This is a genomic window from Bosea sp. BIWAKO-01 (assembly GCF_001748145.1).
Taxonomy (GTDB): Bacteria; Pseudomonadota; Alphaproteobacteria; order Rhizobiales; family Beijerinckiaceae; genus Allobosea.
Map to the genome: position 1 here is coordinate 4,255,453 of NZ_BCQA01000001.1, position 15,552 is coordinate 4,271,004.

Sequence of the window (15,552 nt, forward strand, 5' to 3'; positions counted from 1 at the left end):
CTTATCCGACACCGATCAAAAAAGTCCGTGCTCGTCCTCGAGGACGAGCCAATCGTTGCCCTCGACATAGAGTGCAGCCTATCAGACGCCGGCTACGACGTGACGGCCACGTTCTCCACTAATGCAACGGCGATGGACTGGTTGACGGCCAACACCCCCGACATGGTGGTGCTGGACATTGGTCTGTCCGACGGTTCGAGCGTCGAAGTCGCGCATCGGCTCGTCGCCGGAGCCATCCCGTTCATCGTGTTCACGGGCATCAGCGCGAGCGATGCCTCGGTCGATCCTGTCTTCCATGCTGGAAAATGGTTGGAGAAGCCCGCGCCGCCCAACCGGATTGTAGAAGTTGTCCAGTCAATGCTCCCGATTGACGTCGGGTGCGATATAGGACCCTCGCCGAGTGCGGTGCAAAATGTCTCTTAGACTCTGAAGGTTTCTGACCGGGTGGGGACACACAAGACCCTGAGATTCAAACGACGGCGCGCCGTAGAGTTGGAACGGTAGCGGTGCCTTCGCGTATAAGCGCAGCCCGTTGAGCAGGGCTCAGTCGAACGCTGGTTCCATAAAGGCCGCTAGAATAACTTCGTGGCTGCTGGAACCCTTACCTCCCGAGCCTGTTGGCCTCTCGGGGCATGTGGTCGGTATTCGGTTGCCCGACCTGAACTCACTCGTATGGGAGGCGAACCGATGCGCGCATTATGCTGGCACGGCAAGGGCGACGTTCGCGTCGATACAGTCCCGGATCCGAAGATCGAACATCCCCGCGATGCGGTGATCAAGATCACTTGCTGCGCGATCTGCGGCTCGGATCTGCATCTTCTCGACGGCTATCAGCCGACGATGGAGAGCGGCGACATTCTCGGCCACGAGAACATGGGCGAAGTGATCGAGCTTGGCTCTGAAGTCAGCAATCTGAACATAGGCGACCGCGTCGTCGTGCCTTTCACCATCAGTTGCGGCGACTGCTGGTTCTGCCGGCAGGGCATGTTCTCAGCCTGCGATCGGACCAATCCCAATGCCAAGATGGCAGCGAAGGCGATGGGCCAATCGCCCGCAGGATTGTTCGGATTCAGTCATATGCTGGGAGGGTATAGCGGTGGCCAGGCGGAATATCTGCGCGTGCCCATGGCGGATATCGGCCCGATCAAGGTCCCCGACAGTGTTTCGGACGAGCAGGCCCTGTTCCTCTCCGACATCTTCCCGACCGGGTACATGGCCGCCCAGAACGCCCAGATTCAGGACGGCGATACCGTTGCGATCTGGGGTTGCGGGCCGGTCGGCCAGTTCGCGATCCGATCGGCCTTCATGCTGGGCGCGGGCCGGGTGATTGCTATCGACGAGGTCTCGGAGCGCTTGGCGATGGCCGAGGCCGGCGGCGCCGAGACCATCAACTTCTCGAAGTTAGATGTCTACGACGAGCTGATGGTGCGAACGAAAGGCCGAGGACCCGACAGTTGCATCGATGCCGTCGGCTGCGAAGCCGCGGGCCACGGCGCGGCGGACGCCATCCTCGACAAGGTCAAGGCGGCGACCTTTCTTGCCACGGACCGTGTCCACGTCCTGCGTGAGGCCATCATGTGCTGTCGCAAGGGGGGCACAATCTCGATCCCCGGCGTCTATGTCGGCATGGCCGACAAGATTCCGATCGGCGCCGCGATGAACAAGGGCCTTACCTTCAAGATGGGCCAGACCCACGTCCAGGCCTATACGAAGCCGCTGCTCGCGAAGATCGAGGCAGGTCAGATCGACCCCAGTTTCGTCATCACGCATCCCGCGAGCCTTGAGGACGCGCCGGAGATGTACAAGAAATTCCGCGATAAGGAGGACGGCGTCATCAAGGTTATCTTGCGACCTTAGTGTCGAATTCTCGTTTCGGATCCGAGAGCAAAGCTGTTTCTTGTTTCAGCGAACCGGAGGGTGTTCGCTACTCTATCTTTGGTGGCGTGCCTTCCCCCCGGCGCGGGGGCAGGGAACCTGACGGCCCGAATTTTGCGCCAAGTAGCGACGCGACCGTTCCATTGATCAGATGGAAGTCAACCACCGCGTTTCAGCAGGGACGTTCGACGCACGCAGGTCGCAGGAGGGGCTCTATCCGATTGGGATGTGAGGCTATTCGAAAGGCGCCAGGCGTGCGTTCCCCAGGCTGGAGGGGCCGTAGATCGACTAATTTCATTGTGCGCCGCAACATAATGCGACCCGGGCAGTTGAGTTCGGGTCGGCCATCTCGGCCTGACCCCAAAGGACAGCCGCGATGCGCAATCTCTCTGACACGATCGCACGCCTGAAATCCGTTCAAGGGACAGCTTATGCTGGTGGTCCCGCACAACCTTCCCGCCTGTCTGATATCGGCGGGTTCGGTTCCAATCCGGGGGCGCTGCGGGCCTATAGCTATATTCCCCAGGGCTTGAAGGAACACGCCCCGCTGGTCGTGGTGCTTCACGGCTGTACGCAGACGGCAGCGGGCTACGACCATGGTGCGGGCTGGTCTCAGCTTGCAGAGCGGCACGGCTTTGCGCTTCTCTACCCCGAGCAGCAGCGGGCCAATAACCCCAACCTCTGTTTCAACTGGTTTGTGCCCGACGATATCGGTCGAGACTCGGGAGAGGCACTTTCGATCGCGCAGATGGTGCGCAGGGTGGTCGAAGTCCACGACCTGGACCAGCGGCGGGTCTACATCACCGGGCTTTCGGCGGGCGGCGCCATGTCCTTGGTGATGCTCGCGACCTATCCCGAACTTTTTGCCAGCGGGGCGATCATCGCGGGCCTTCCCTATGGATGCGCGACATCGATCCCCGAAGCGTTCGACCGGATGCGCGGGCATGGGCTTCCCTCGGAACAGGAGCTCGACGCGCGGGTGCGTCGCGCTTCGAGCCACCAGGGGCCTTGGCCCACGCTCTCGCTTTGGCATGGCAGCGCTGACCAGACCGTCGCTCAGACCAACATGGACGCAATCCTCGCTCAATGGAGCGGACTGCATGGGTTGGAGAGAGTGATTCCGGAGCAAAACGCCATCGGCGTGCACGTCCAGAGGTTGTGGCGTGATAAAGCCGGCATCGCAAAGATCGAGACGTTCAGTATTTCAGGTATGGGACATGGCACGCCGCTCAGTGGCGCGGACGATATCGGAGCCCCCGGGGCATTTATGCTCGACGCAAGGATTTCGTCGACACGACACATTGCCAGGTTCTGGCAGTTGACCGAGACGGGATCCGAGGTCTCGCTCCCCAAGCGGGCCGAGACGGCCAACACCGCAACCACCAATGTGCCCCTCGACAGCAACACGCGGGCCCCGTCCTGGCAGGCTGGCGAGGCCGCCGGGGTGGGAAAGGTGATCGAGGACGCGCTGCGCGCCGCGGGCCTGATGCGCTAGCAGGGGACGAAGGGCAGGGCAGGCTCACAGCTTACAGGTGCCTTCTCGGCTACCAGCGGTCATCAAGCGGGCGCCCGCAAGCGAACCTTGCCAACTCCCGCGTGCGGGTGGCCCTGCTGTGGTCGATCGTGCCCATGCCATTGATCCGGAAAGGGGAACATACGCGATCGGTTCAGGTTGAAATTCCGGCTATCCGTAAATGTGAGTTCGGTCGGATGACGTCCAGGCGGAGCGTGAACGCCTCTTCATCGTTGGTTGCCGAGTGGTCGCTCCCGTCTTCCGCGACGCTTGGGTCGTCGGTGCGAGCGAAGGGGATCGAACGGGAAATTCGGGCCCGGCTGCCCTGGGCGGCGAGGGCGTGCATCACGGCTGGGACGGGGAATATTGCCTTGCGCATGTCAGAGGCCGAGACCGATGTATTCAGCGCCGCCTCGGCGTGCATCTCCGAAACGCTGGCCGGGATCACAGGGCTACCCGTTCTTCCAAGCGAGGCGGAGGATATTCTGACGATCTCTTCCCGCGAACGTCACAAGTGGGTGCAGGATGGTCGCCTCAAGAGCATCGGGACACGCACCGTCAAGCTGCGCGGGCGCGCAAGAGCCGTGACGTTCCATGTCTTCGACCCGCGGCAGATCGAGGCCGTGCTTGATGGGGACCTGCCGGCCATCTGGAGAGAGGAGGATGCGCAGGCGCTCGCCGAGACCCGGCGGCGCGCGGCGGGGAAGGCCGCACGGACCCGCGCGGGCAACAGCCAGGGCAAGGCCGGCGACGCCAGGAATGCCCGGGAGGACGCCCCGCGGACGCAATTGGACGGCTGGGATGTCTTCGAGGCGGAGGGACTGCTGCGCTAGCAGAACCGCAAACTGGTCATCCAGCTTCACCGCGTAACGGCCGGTCAGGACAATGATGGATACGCAAGCTGCGAAGCCAAAAGCGCCTGGATCCGAAGAACGTCGCGAACGGCGGCGGCTGCGCAGAGAGAAGCAGCGGACAGAAAACATCGGGCGCGCCGAAAAAATGCGTGTCGCTCGCTTGGCGGGGACAGTCGGAGAGAGCGGGAAAACCTCCTGTTTGGAGGCATCGGTCTATGTCGGTTGCTCGGGATGGTTTTACTGGAAATGGGGTGGACAATTCTACCCCGCGCAGATGCCAACGGGCGAATGGTTCAGACATTACGCGAAACAGTTCGACACTGTCGAGATCAACGCGTCATTCTATTCGTGGCCGACCGTTGCAAATGTGAAAGGCTGGCTTCGTCAACCTGGCGATCGCAATTTCATCTATACGATCAAAGTATGTGAGCTGATCACTCATATCAAAAGGTTTGAGCGCACCAAGACGCTCGTAAAGGATTTCGGGGCGATAGCCGACATTCTCGGAGAGCGAATGGGCTGCTTCCTTTTCCAGCTTCCGCCGAGCTACACGTTCACAAAAGTGAGGCTGGACAGGATTCTGAGCCAGCTCGATCCGGCGCGGCGCAATGTGGTGGAGTTCCGTCACGCGAGCTGGTGGAATGAAACGGTGTACTCGGCTTTTCGCGAGAGCGGCACGATCTTCTGCTCATGCAGCGGACCCCGTCTTCCGGATGACCTGGTGCGAACCGCCGATGAAATCTACCTTCGGCTCCACGGTCCGAAACGATGGTACCGGCATGATTATTCAGACGACGAACTGAAAATCTGGGCCGACAAGATCCGAGCGAGCGGTGCCAGGAGAGCCTGGATCTATTTCAATAACGACTATGACGGTTTTGCGCCAAAGAACGCTCTGTCCATGCGACGCTTGCTCGAAAAGCGACTGTCACACGATCAACCGCCTGTTGCCGCCGCCCCTGGCGGCAAACCACCGGATGCGTAGACCCGTGCCGGAAGCCGGGACCATTCCCAGCGGTTACCTCGTCGCGTAGTGCACGATCCACGCGAGGCCAACCAGTAAAAGGCCGCCGATGAGCACAGCAAGAACCGGGCGGCCGAGAAAACCCTGTCGCCCCTCGACAGGGGGCTCCGCAGCGGAATGTGCATTCGAATGGTCTTCCGCGCGCATGGGCGTTATCGCCTGCCCCTTGGCGTTTCACTTTGCCGATGCGCCCGTGCGGCGGTTTTGCTGGCATCACTGTTGGATGGGTCGCCAATATTCGAGACCTCCGATGGTTTTCCAGAGCTCCCGCCCGCAGAAATGTGCCGCGATACTCTTGCAAGGGATACGGTTGGCTCGCCCCCGAGGGATGCGCCTGACCGAGAGTTCTGCACCGCCCAAGGGCTTTCGGCAGTCCCGGCATCACCGCTAGTCGGTTGTCCCGGCGATTCCAGGCTGCTGCGGAGTGAAGGGGCGGCTCCAGAAGCGTGAACCACGCAGACCGAAGCGCCAGGGCCGCTCGGGCGCTTTGGAAATGCCTATGCGAGTGCCGCTCACGATTGCCGGCCGTTCACTGGGCGCGCGTACGAAAAAAGGGGGTTCCGTCAAACTCAGGCCGTTGTGCGCATCGTTTATTCCAAGCGCCTTTGCGAGCCGCCCGGGTCCCGAGCAGAGATTTCTCTCCGCCCCTCGCCGCATGATCATCTTATCGATGCCGACCTCCGGGGCTATCGCGGCCGGCGGCGAGCAACATTAAGGAGACGGAGGAGCTGACGACGGCTCCCCCGAGGACGGCGCCCCAGGAAACTGCGGAAGACGCACGTGCGGTCGGGGCGTCGGCGACGCCGCGGGAGGTGTACTCTGTCATGAGGGATTTACTTTAAGGGCGACGCCAGCGGCGAACGCATTGAAGGCGGCCTGTTCGCCGTCCGATGAATGCGCAACGGCTCGAAGAGCAATCGGTTCCAATCGACCGACGAACTAAGGATTTGCCGCAATGCGAAATTGCCGGTCGCTAGCGGGATCGGGGACCGCGCGAGCGCATTTGCAGTCCGTGGGCCGTGATGAATCCGGCCGCGTCCAGCACGCTGCCGCCATCATCGATCGCTGCCATCTGCGCGTCGGAAATGAGATCTGCCGAGTGCCTAACGGAGTTGTCGGGGCTGCTGCGCTTGGCAGCAATGTGCGAGGCCTCCTAGTCTAGCGTCCTGGCATATTTCCACCTCCGATGATCGAACCGCCGTCCCGCCAGTTCGGTGGGGCCGGCGCCGAATGCCGCTTCGATGCGGTTGGACGGTGGGGCTGGGAGGTGTATCCTTGCTTTCTCACAATGCCCGACGAGCGAGCATTTCGCTTCGTCCCGCGCCTCTGATGACCATCGGTCGAAACCGGTTCAGGAGGTCGCCATGCGTGTTGGTCGCTCCAATGCTTTTTTGTGTCGCTGCAATGCTAAACCACGGCGACTTGTCTGTGAGGCTTTGGACCGACGAGAACTCATCTGTGGCGGGGGCGCTTCCCTCTTCGCCGGATTGCTGGCCGGGTTGCTGGGCGAGACCAGACCGGCCAGCGCCGAGAGGCTCACGGGCGAGGTCCCGGAATTGGACCGGGTTGCCGTTCGCGTCCTGATCGACAGCTATCAGTTCGCCGTCGCCCCAAGCAGAAAGGTCGACGGTCTCGACATACAGCATTTCGGGTGGGGAATCGGTAATCATCCGCCCAGCAGGACACTGGTTAGCGAATTTGGTCTTTCGATGCATGTCGAGACCCAGCGTGGCTCCGAGATCCGAAACACTCTGATCGATTTCGGTTTCACGCCCGAAGCTCTCAACACCAATATCGAACTCGTCGGCCTCAACCCGGGCGCCCTGGATGCGTTGGTGCTTAGCCATGGTCATTACGACCATTTCGGCGGGCTCGTGGGCTTCCTTCAGCGCACCAGCGGTAAGCTGAAACCCAAACTACCGCTTTATGTGGGTGGCGAGGATTGTTTCTGTGCCCGGGAATGGACCGGTCCACCCGCGCGGGGCGATTTCGGGGTCCTCGATCGCAGGGCGCTCGAAAAGGCTGATCTCGTGGTGACGGACTCTATTGGCGCTTCGCTCGTCGGAGATCATGGTTTCACTTCTGGCCAAATCAGCCAGAGCAGCTTCGAAACGCTACTGTCCCCGAGTGCCATGAAGATCGGGATGGATAATGGTCTCGGCTGCTCCCCGGAGCGGCTCGCGGAGGAGGACAGAAGGCCGGGGCAGGTGCCCGACCGGTTCCGTCATGAGCTTGCCACGGCCTTCAACCTTAAGGGGCGGGGGCTTGTCGTGCTCACCTCATGCAGCCATCGCGGTGTGATCAATGCGATCAAGCAAGCTCAAGCGGTATCCGGTGTCGTTAAGGTCCATGCGGTGATCGGCGGCTTCCATCTGGCCCCCTACCAGCCGGACTACCTGCGTCAGACCATTGCCGCTCTGAGAGAGATTGATCCGACCTATGTCATTCCGCTTCACTGCACCGGCGAACCATTCACCGATCTCGCTAAGGCCGAACTTCCGATGAAGCTGGTGCGGGCGTATACGGGGACTCGGTTGATCTTCGATAGCCAACGTTCTTAAGGCACGCAGCACCGACAATCTGCCTCACCTGCCATGAGGAATATCGCTGCGCTCTTCAGGGCGTGGGCGAGATTGAGGATGCGAAGCCCAATCCGGTGAAGGACCTCGAACTGGCGGCTCTTGGGGGCGCCATTAGAGATTATGAGGTCCGGAACCATCGCCTCCGGATGATCGGAACTAGATCTCGGTCTGACCAGGTTCGGCCTTCACCCTGATCCCTTCCGCGCTGAGAGGGCCTGACACACAAAGGAACTCGGGATGCCCGCAGCAGAAGTTGGCTTGTGTTGCGCCATAGAGAAATCGAATGGACTCAATGACAGTTCCACCACGCCCGAGTTTGTGTTCGCCCAACACCAGAAAGAACCATGAAATGAAGTGCGGGCCTCGGATGGGGCTGGGTGCACCGGAGTCGTCTGCCTTCACACCTTAAGCACCTTTTCCACTGGCCTTCTTCGACGTTTTCGTCGGCGCCGCTGGCAACACGGTTATGGTCACCTTCTTCGATGTGAGCATGGGTTTGAATGGTCGGTGGTCGGGGTCGCCGAGCACCAGTTGGAGGGTATGTTTTCCAGGCGGCAACTCAAGCCTAGCCTCTGTCTGCCCCGCACCGAAGTGCAGATGCTTGTTGTCTGACGGAAGCGGCTCATCCGGAACAATCTCATCGTTGACATCGACCAGGAGGTGATGATGTCCGGCATTCGGAGCGGAGCTGCCGGCCTGTGTCACGCCCATATTTCGGAGGCCGAACCGCACCCAGAATTCGCCCCGGATCTGCGCTCCGTCCCAAGGATAGATGATGTAAAGGCGCGCATCCGGAGATGGCACGCGTTGCGGGGTGGAGGGTGTTTGGGCTGGCGCCGTCTGCGCAGGGGTTTCGAACGGGAAGAGGCTCACTACAGCAAAGGCTAGAAAGATGCTGCTGGTGGATCGGCCCATGGAACCCTCCTGTCAGAGCGAGCGAGCTATCCTGAAACCGTGTGCAGGATAACGGACGCCCGTATCGTAATGGGTCCGGCTCGCTGGCCTCACCGAGGCAGCGTTGCTTCGCCAGGAGCCGCCTCTCAAGACATTCTCGCGACAATTCTCTGCCGTCCGAGGGGAGCCATCCGACGGCGCATCCCGGTAGTTGGGCAGCCAGCAATCGGCAACCCACTGCGCGACACCGCCTCCGAAATCGGCACCACCGAATGCATTGCGTGCGAAACTGCCGACCGGCATCGGAACCTTCGGATCTTGAGGGCCGCCGCAGTCCTTGCAATTGGCCTTGCCGGATTCGAGCTCCCGCCCCCACCAGAAGCGGGTCGAGGTGCCCGCCCTGGCGGCGTCTTCCCACTCCGCTTCGCTCGGCAAACGGTAAGGTTTACCGGTCAATTTCGCGAGCCAATCCACATACTGCTTGGCATCGAGCCAGCTCAGATTGCGCGCTGGCGCTATGTCGCTTCCGTCGAGCGCGAAGTTGCAGCCCTTTGCCGCCGCGCATCGGTTCCACTCAGCGACGGAGATGGGAGACAAACCGATTGCAAACGGCGAAATGGTCACGGTCCGGATCGGTTGTTCCGAGGGATCTTCGTCGCTACCCATCCGAAAAGACCCGCCGGGTATGCGGATCATCTCGGGGCAGGTTTCGCAGTCTCGGAAGCCGGAAGCACTTTGAATCATTCGTGCAGCAGGAAGGTCCGGAGTCAAAATCGCGACCTGCGGATCTGAAGCCAGGGCGCGATCCGAAGCTGGGGCGCCAGGCATGGGATCCGCCGATGGCGCCAAAGGTTTAGCCGCATCCGCATTGTTGCTTGCCGGCGGCTCAGCCCGGGGGGCACGCGCAGGTTGGTTTGTCACCGTGACGAGGGGGACGGGCACCCATTGCGGGCGCTGTTCGACCGACACCAGACTTGGCTTTCCGCCGATCGGCAAGAAGCCGGCGGAGTAGAGGCCCGCGGCAACCAGCGCAAAAGCTGTCGCGATCCCCGCAGGCATCAAAAATAGGCGTCTTTTTTTCGTCGCGCGAGTGAAGGCAGCCGGATCGGCAAGCACACGATAGATGCGAACAGGATCGGTAATGTTTTTCAGCTTCTCGTCGCCAAGCGACTGATATCCGCAGACCAGCTTATTCTTAATCTGTTCGTAGACGCCGCCTGAGATATAGACGCCGCCGGGCGTCGCTAGAGCCTCCAGGCGGGCGGCGATGTTGACGCCATCGCCAAAGACATCGTCCGGCTCAACGATAACGTCGCCTAGGTTCACCCCTATCCGGTATTGCAGCCTCTCATCACGCGGAACATCGGTGTTCCTTGCCGTCACGGACTGCTGAATGACAATCGCGCATCTCACGGCTTCGAGCGGACTGTCGAACATAGCGAGGAAGCCATCGCCTGTGTTCTTTATGAGCCTCCCGTAGTGCTCTTCAAGTGTGGGATCGACGATCTCGCGGCGAACCTGCTTCAGCCGGCGAACCGTTCCTTCCTCGTCGTGGCCCATCATCTGGCTGTAACCAACGATGTCCGCCGCGAGGATAGCGGCGAGCCTGCGATGAGGGTGCGGATGAGCTGGAAACTCTTCGCGCATCACGACCACCACTGTGGATCCCACAGCCCCGCCTTATCCATATCAGGTAGCCCATCCAGCGTCGCGAAATTTCCGCTGATCTATGAGCGCTGGGCGTTGCCCTGGCGCTCCGGCAGCGGAGCACGCTCGGCCCCACCTTCACCCGGATCATCCGCGAAGACGACCGGAACGCAGCGGACCTGCGGACCGTTAAAGGAGTCGGGTGCGAGGTTCCCGCGGAGAGCCGGTATGAAGGAACTTTATCGGGTAGAATGCCGAGATGGGCGAGGGCGGTTGCACATCGTCATCGTCAGGCGAAAGCTTCCACTCCTAACCCGCCTATTCAAGCGCGATGGCGCTGAGCGGGGCGTCATATCATACGGCTTGGCGGATGGGCGGGACGTGCGTTTCGTGGACGACCACACCTTTGAAATCACGGAAGATGGAACGACGCTGACCCGCGAGACTTGACGGCCAAGATCGTTTCAGAACTTTCGTGGGCCAGTCCGCAGTGGCCGTCACCCCTTGTTGTCCGCTGCCTCAACCGCGGGAGGCGATGCGCTGAGGGCGCCTGTTTCGATGCTGGTGACCACGGGCGCGCTGCCAGAGCCGACACGGCATTGGCAGTGATCGCTTCTCAGCGCCGGGGCTTTCCCTCGCGGCTGGCCATCCGATCACGAAGCGCTGCGTAGTCCACCGCCTCGTCTACTTCCCAAGAATGGCCGTCACGCATCTTGGCAATATACTGGGCCACCCCCTGCCTGGCCTCCTCGAGGTTTTCGGCGTCTTTGAACAGGATGCGCCGATTGATATTGTCGTAGCCGACAAATTGGCGCGACACTCTGCCGTCAGGGTAGACCATTGGCATGATCGTAAATGGCGCATCGCGCCAATGCTCGCGCGTGCTCGTCCATATCGTGATGTCGTCCGCGGTCAGGCCGGTGAACTTGTGCCAGACCAGTTCGTCGTCGGGAAATCCGCTCATGTCAGTGGTGGTGCTCATCGCCTTACCTCGCACGGCCCCCAGCCACGAGATCAGTATTCACCGTACGCCACAAGCATGGGTGCACTAGCCCTCGCATCGACAGTCGCCCGCTCCCCGCGACCCGTGCTCTGGCGGGACCACAAGCAGCGGACTGCGCGCGGGCGAAGGGGGCTTTCAGCGCCGCTGCTTGCCCTCGGTACGCTCCATCAGCCGTTCATTCAACGATATGAATGACGCGCCGGGTCGTTGGCTCGAAAAACCACGTGGTCATTGGTGCAGAAGTAGCGGTACCTGCTGACCGACGGCCCCCAATCTTCTGGGGTGCCGCTAGTTCGCTGCGCTTTTGGATAACCAGCGCTACAAAATGCGAAATCATCGTGCCTTTCAAAACCATGCCTAGTTCAATCGATACGTCGCGGCCGAAGGTTCCGCTCGGCAGTATCCGCTCGCAACCATAGGGGCCGCGCAGAACTCAGGTCAAAAAATGCGACGGCCTATGAACAATTGACATTGAGACCAGCCGAATTCGGTGTTCGAATATTAGCTCGCCAGAGGGGACCTCTCATTGTGAGATGATCTGAACTGGCTATGCCGCGAGGCCGCCGATGGTGCGAAGCGCCGACCGTCATTCCAGCGTCGCGGTTCGTAGCAAAACTGCGGACGCCGCCAACGATCTGGCGCGCCAGGTTCGGGAACAGACCACACTCTTCCACTTCACCGATCGCTTGTTTCGCGCTCGCACGCTCGTCGACATCTACGAGGCAGCCCTCGACGCCATTTGCGCAGCGCTCGTGAGCCCCCGTGCCTCCATTCTGCGCTTCGACGAGGGCGGAACGATGCGTTTCGTCGCCTGGCGCGGACTCTCAGATGGATACCGCGCGGCTGTCGATGGCCACTCGCCCTGGCAGCGTCAGGACCGCGAGGCCGACCCCATCTTCGTTTCGGACATCGCTCTAAGCGGAGATCCTCCGGAGTTGATTGAGACCATCATCGGTGAAGGCATTCACGCCCTGGCCTTCATTCCGCTCGCGGGGGCCGATAAACTTGCCGGCAAGTTCATGGTCTATTACGACACGCCGCGGGTCTTCACCGATCACGAGCGCGATGTCGCGCTGGTGATCGCGCGCCAGCTTGGCTTTGCCATCGAACGCCATAGCAACGATGCCTCGGCCCGGCGGCTGACGGCGCTCGTCGAATCGTCCGAAGATGCCATCATCGCCAAGGATGTGGACGGCATTATTACCGACTGGAATCCGGGCGCCGAGCGGCTTTTCGGCTATCGATGCGAGGAGGTCCTAGGCCAGTCGGTGCTACTGCTCATTCCCGAAGACCGGCGGGACGAGGAGCCAGAAATTCTGGCGCGCATTCGCTCTGGAGAGCGAATCGAGCATTTTGAGACCATCCGCCGACGTAAGGACGGAACGCTTGTCGCAATCTCGCTGACTGTCTCGCCGATTAAGGACGCTCGGGGCGAGATCGTGGGCGCATCCAAGATCGCCCGCGACATTTCGGATCGACAGCGCGCGCAGGAGCAGCAGCAAATGATCCTGCGCGAGATGAACCACCGGATCAAAAATGTCTTCGCGCTCACAAGCGGTATCGTCAATCTCACCGCGCGTTCGGCCTCCAGCCCGGCTGAGCTCGCCGCAACGGTATCCGAGCGACTCGCGACCTTGTCACGCGTCCACGCGCTTACGATGTCTGCCATGGCTGCTGGTGGCGAGCCGGCAGCCACCACGCTGCACGCCCTGATCGCGGCAATACTTGCGCCGTATGAGGTCGGTGGACGGCCACGCAGCGAGGTTAGCGGTGCCGATACTCCGGTGCCCTCAACTCTGGTTACATCGCTCTCGCTACTGCTCCATGAGTTCGCAACCAACGCGGCAAAGTACGGCAGTCTTTCCACCATGGATGGCACGGTTGAGATCACATGCTCGGATCGATCGTCCGAATTCGTACTCGTCTGGCGTGAGCGCGGAGGGCCACCGCCGACGATCATACGAAGTGAAGGCTTCGGCAGCCGGTTGGTCAAGGCGACGGCCAGTCAGCTTGGCCGGGTCAGCAGGGACTGGAATCCGTTAGGCGTTGAAATTGAGCTTGTCATCGAACGCGACAGGCTCGGAGCCTGACGCGAATGGTTTGAATAGGCCCGGCAGCGGAACGGAAAAGAGCGCCGCTGTTCGCGAACGCGGCCTTCCCTCGGCCCGCAATCAGAATAGACAGTGTGAGCGCCTGCGATAGACCGGCGCTGACGGGACTATGATCGCGGCGAGCGTTCTCACCGACGGGCCGTCACGCTTGGACCTATGACGCCGCGCGGTTCTCGGAGCGGCTATGTGCTCACCGGGCCGTAAGCCCTTAGGTGTCCTCATTGCCCGGGCCGACAGGCGTCTGTTGCCCGCGCCCCTCTGGCTCCCGTCTGCACACGCCTCGCGTATGAATCTCGATCGCGGCGAGCGCTGCGTCTAAAGAGGAATATGGCCCCGGCGAGAGTGTTGCATCGTACCCAGAGCTCGGCCCAACGGGACTACGCGGAAGCTTCCGGACAAGGCCAGCTCGACATCCCCGGCGTTACGGCCGAGCAAGTCGATGAGGTCCCACCGTGTCGAGCTCGTTTGCTTGATGATGAGATCCATGAAGGCTCCTCCGCCCCAACGGTCGCCCACCGATAACAATCCAAGCTCGAACAGGTTGCGGGGACGGTCCGCGGTTTTCCGGTTTTCGCGCGCAGGGAAGCCATCGCAGCGGCAAGGAGTGGTCACCGACGGACCAGATTGCCCGAGGTGAAGCTGAACCAAAACGCTGTTCGTGCGTTCCTCAGCTATCCCATTTTCGCCAACGGAGAGGTCCCATGGATTGGAATCGCGTCGAAGGAAACTGGAAGCAGCTTAAGGGCAAGGTCAAAGAACAGTGGGGCAAACTCACTGATGATGACCTCGATGTGATCGCAGGCAAGCGTGATCAGCTCGAGGGGAAAATCCAGGAGCGATACGGTCTCGCGAAGGATCAGGTTCGGTCGGACGTCGATAACTGGTACGGCCGTCAGACTTGGCAGTAGCCATTGCAGTGAAGACGCCCCGTCGGCTTGAGCCGACGGGGCTCCCAACTACGTTTCTCTCGGAACGCAGCGCCCCATTCGCCCCAATACCAGGTCCCCGCATGATCATCGATGAGTGGTGATCTTGGGTCGGGTGTATGACCTCACGGAGCCCAGATCGATGAAACCCGTTGATTTGATGACAACCTTGGTGGTTCTCCTGGGCCTCGGTGCAGTTCCGGCGTCGGCTCTCACAGCCGAACAGGTCAACACGGCGACATTCGCGGCGCGAACCCACCAGGCAGCGAATGGGCCCAACCCCTTCATCGTGAAGGCTCAAGCCCTGCTCGCCCGGCGTGGCATTTCACCAGGTGTGATCGATGGCGTCGATGGGGAGAACTTCCGCAAAGCCGTAGGGCAATTTAGGCGCCAGGAAAATCTTGGCGAAAGCGACGAACTGGACGAGGTCGCTTGGCTCGCTCTCGGCGGCGGTAGCGATCAGGATGTCGTGGTGGAATACAAGTTGTCCAACAAGGACACAGAATACGACTTCGCTGACGATATTCCCCGCGACTATGCGAAGCAGGCCAAGATGAAGCGGCTCTCCTATACCAGCCCGCAGGAGATGCTCGGCGAGCGCTTTCACATGAGCGAAAAGCTCTTGATGGAGCTAAACCCGGGACTTGGCTTCACGGAGACCGGCAGCGGAATTTACGTCCTGTCTGGCGGCCGCTCGGTTCTGAAGGGGGGCGCCAAACGGATAGATGCCGTCAAGAGCACGGGCATGCTCATCGTTTACGGCGAAGGCGACACTGTCTTGGCCAGCTACCCGGCCACGATCGGAAGCAAGGCCACACCGTCGCTGACCGGCCAGTACACGGTGACGCGCATCGCGCGGAACCCGAACTACACCTATGACCCTGAGAAGAATTTCCAGCAGGGCAAGAATGACGAAACCCTCGTCCTTCCGCCCGGACCGAATAACCCGGTCGGAACCATCTGGATTGCACTGTCTGAGCCAACGTTCGGCATTCACGGGACACCAGAACCCTCGCAGGTCAGCAAAACAACGTCGCATGGCTGCGTGAGATTAACCAACTGGGATGCGGAGGAGCTTGGCGACCTCGTGCGCCCGGGTGTGCCTGTGCAGTTCCTGGATTAG

General features: G+C 61.0%; 13 protein-coding genes. 9 read left to right on the top strand and 4 right to left on the bottom strand.

All coding sequences use genetic code 11. The features are described from left to right. Window positions 1-27: 27 nt before the first annotated feature. From BIWAKO_RS19915 to BIWAKO_RS19935, 5 genes are all read left to right on the top strand, one after another. Window positions 28-423, top strand: coding sequence for a response regulator (locus tag BIWAKO_RS19915; RefSeq protein ID WP_176733363.1), 396 nt, complete (start codon window positions 28-30; stop codon window positions 421-423). Window positions 424-687: 264 nt separating this feature from the next. Continuing rightward, window positions 688-1,857 (top strand): zinc-dependent alcohol dehydrogenase, encoded by a 1,170-nt coding sequence (locus BIWAKO_RS19920; RefSeq protein ID WP_069882645.1) that lies wholly within the window; start codon window positions 688-690, stop codon window positions 1,855-1,857. A gap of 394 nt (window positions 1,858-2,251) precedes the next feature. After that, window positions 2,252-3,370, top strand: coding sequence for an extracellular catalytic domain type 1 short-chain-length polyhydroxyalkanoate depolymerase (locus tag BIWAKO_RS19925; protein ID WP_069880132.1), 1,119 nt, complete (start codon window positions 2,252-2,254; stop codon window positions 3,368-3,370). 389 nt (window positions 3,371-3,759) lie between these two features. Beyond that, window positions 3,760-4,221: a hypothetical protein gene (locus BIWAKO_RS19930; protein ID WP_371332009.1), complete on the top strand. Its 462-nt coding sequence runs from the start codon at window positions 3,760-3,762 to the stop codon at window positions 4,219-4,221. Window positions 4,222-4,273: 52 nt separating this feature from the next. Beyond that, window positions 4,274-5,227, top strand: a complete 954-nt coding sequence (locus tag BIWAKO_RS19935) for a DUF72 domain-containing protein (protein ID WP_244523494.1) — start codon at window positions 4,274-4,276, stop codon at window positions 5,225-5,227. A gap of 426 nt (window positions 5,228-5,653) precedes the next feature. Here BIWAKO_RS19935 and BIWAKO_RS34370 read toward each other — a convergent pair whose 3' ends face one another. After that, window positions 5,654-5,956, bottom strand: coding sequence for a DNA-3-methyladenine glycosylase (locus BIWAKO_RS34370; protein WP_074471585.1), 303 nt, complete (start codon window positions 5,954-5,956; stop codon window positions 5,654-5,656). A gap of 674 nt (window positions 5,957-6,630) precedes the next feature. On the opposite strand from BIWAKO_RS34370, the gene BIWAKO_RS19940 reads away from it, so the two are divergent. Continuing rightward, on the top strand, window positions 6,631-7,827 hold the full coding sequence (locus BIWAKO_RS19940; protein ID WP_084651619.1) for an MBL fold metallo-hydrolase: 1,197 nt from the start codon (window positions 6,631-6,633) through the stop codon (window positions 7,825-7,827). Between the two features lie 426 nt (window positions 7,828-8,253). On the opposite strand, the gene BIWAKO_RS19945 is transcribed toward BIWAKO_RS19940, so the two are convergent. The 3 genes from BIWAKO_RS19945 to BIWAKO_RS19955 form a co-directional block, all read right to left on the bottom strand. Then, complete coding sequence (locus tag BIWAKO_RS19945; RefSeq protein ID WP_084651621.1) at window positions 8,254-8,763, bottom strand: DUF4399 domain-containing protein; 510 nt, start codon at window positions 8,761-8,763, stop codon at window positions 8,254-8,256. Between the two features lie 12 nt (window positions 8,764-8,775). Continuing rightward, window positions 8,776-10,389 carry an SUMF1/EgtB/PvdO family nonheme iron enzyme gene (locus BIWAKO_RS19950; RefSeq protein ID WP_069882646.1) on the bottom strand — a complete coding sequence of 538 codons (1,614 nt, stop codon included), beginning with the start codon at window positions 10,387-10,389 and terminating at the stop codon, window positions 8,776-8,778. Window positions 10,390-11,005: 616 nt separating this feature from the next. Next, entirely contained in the window at window positions 11,006-11,371 is a 366-nt protein-coding gene (locus tag BIWAKO_RS19955) for a hypothetical protein (protein WP_069880137.1), read from the bottom strand. Between the two features lie 587 nt (window positions 11,372-11,958). Between BIWAKO_RS19955 and BIWAKO_RS19960 the strand changes: the two genes are divergently transcribed. The 3 genes from BIWAKO_RS19960 to BIWAKO_RS19975 all read left to right on the top strand — a co-directional run bounded on the left by BIWAKO_RS19960 (window position 11,959) and on the right by BIWAKO_RS19975 (window position 15,552). Next, the gene (locus tag BIWAKO_RS19960) at window positions 11,959-13,482 is read left to right on the top strand and encodes a PAS domain S-box protein (protein WP_074471586.1); all 1,524 of its coding nucleotides are present in this window, start codon (window positions 11,959-11,961) and stop codon (window positions 13,480-13,482) included. 722 nt (window positions 13,483-14,204) lie between these two features. Further along, the gene (locus tag BIWAKO_RS19970; RefSeq protein ID WP_069880139.1) at window positions 14,205-14,411 is read left to right on the top strand and encodes a CsbD family protein; all 207 of its coding nucleotides are present in this window, start codon (window positions 14,205-14,207) and stop codon (window positions 14,409-14,411) included. 160 nt (window positions 14,412-14,571) lie between these two features. After that, complete coding sequence (locus tag BIWAKO_RS19975) at window positions 14,572-15,552, top strand: L,D-transpeptidase family protein (protein WP_069880140.1); 981 nt, start codon at window positions 14,572-14,574, stop codon at window positions 15,550-15,552.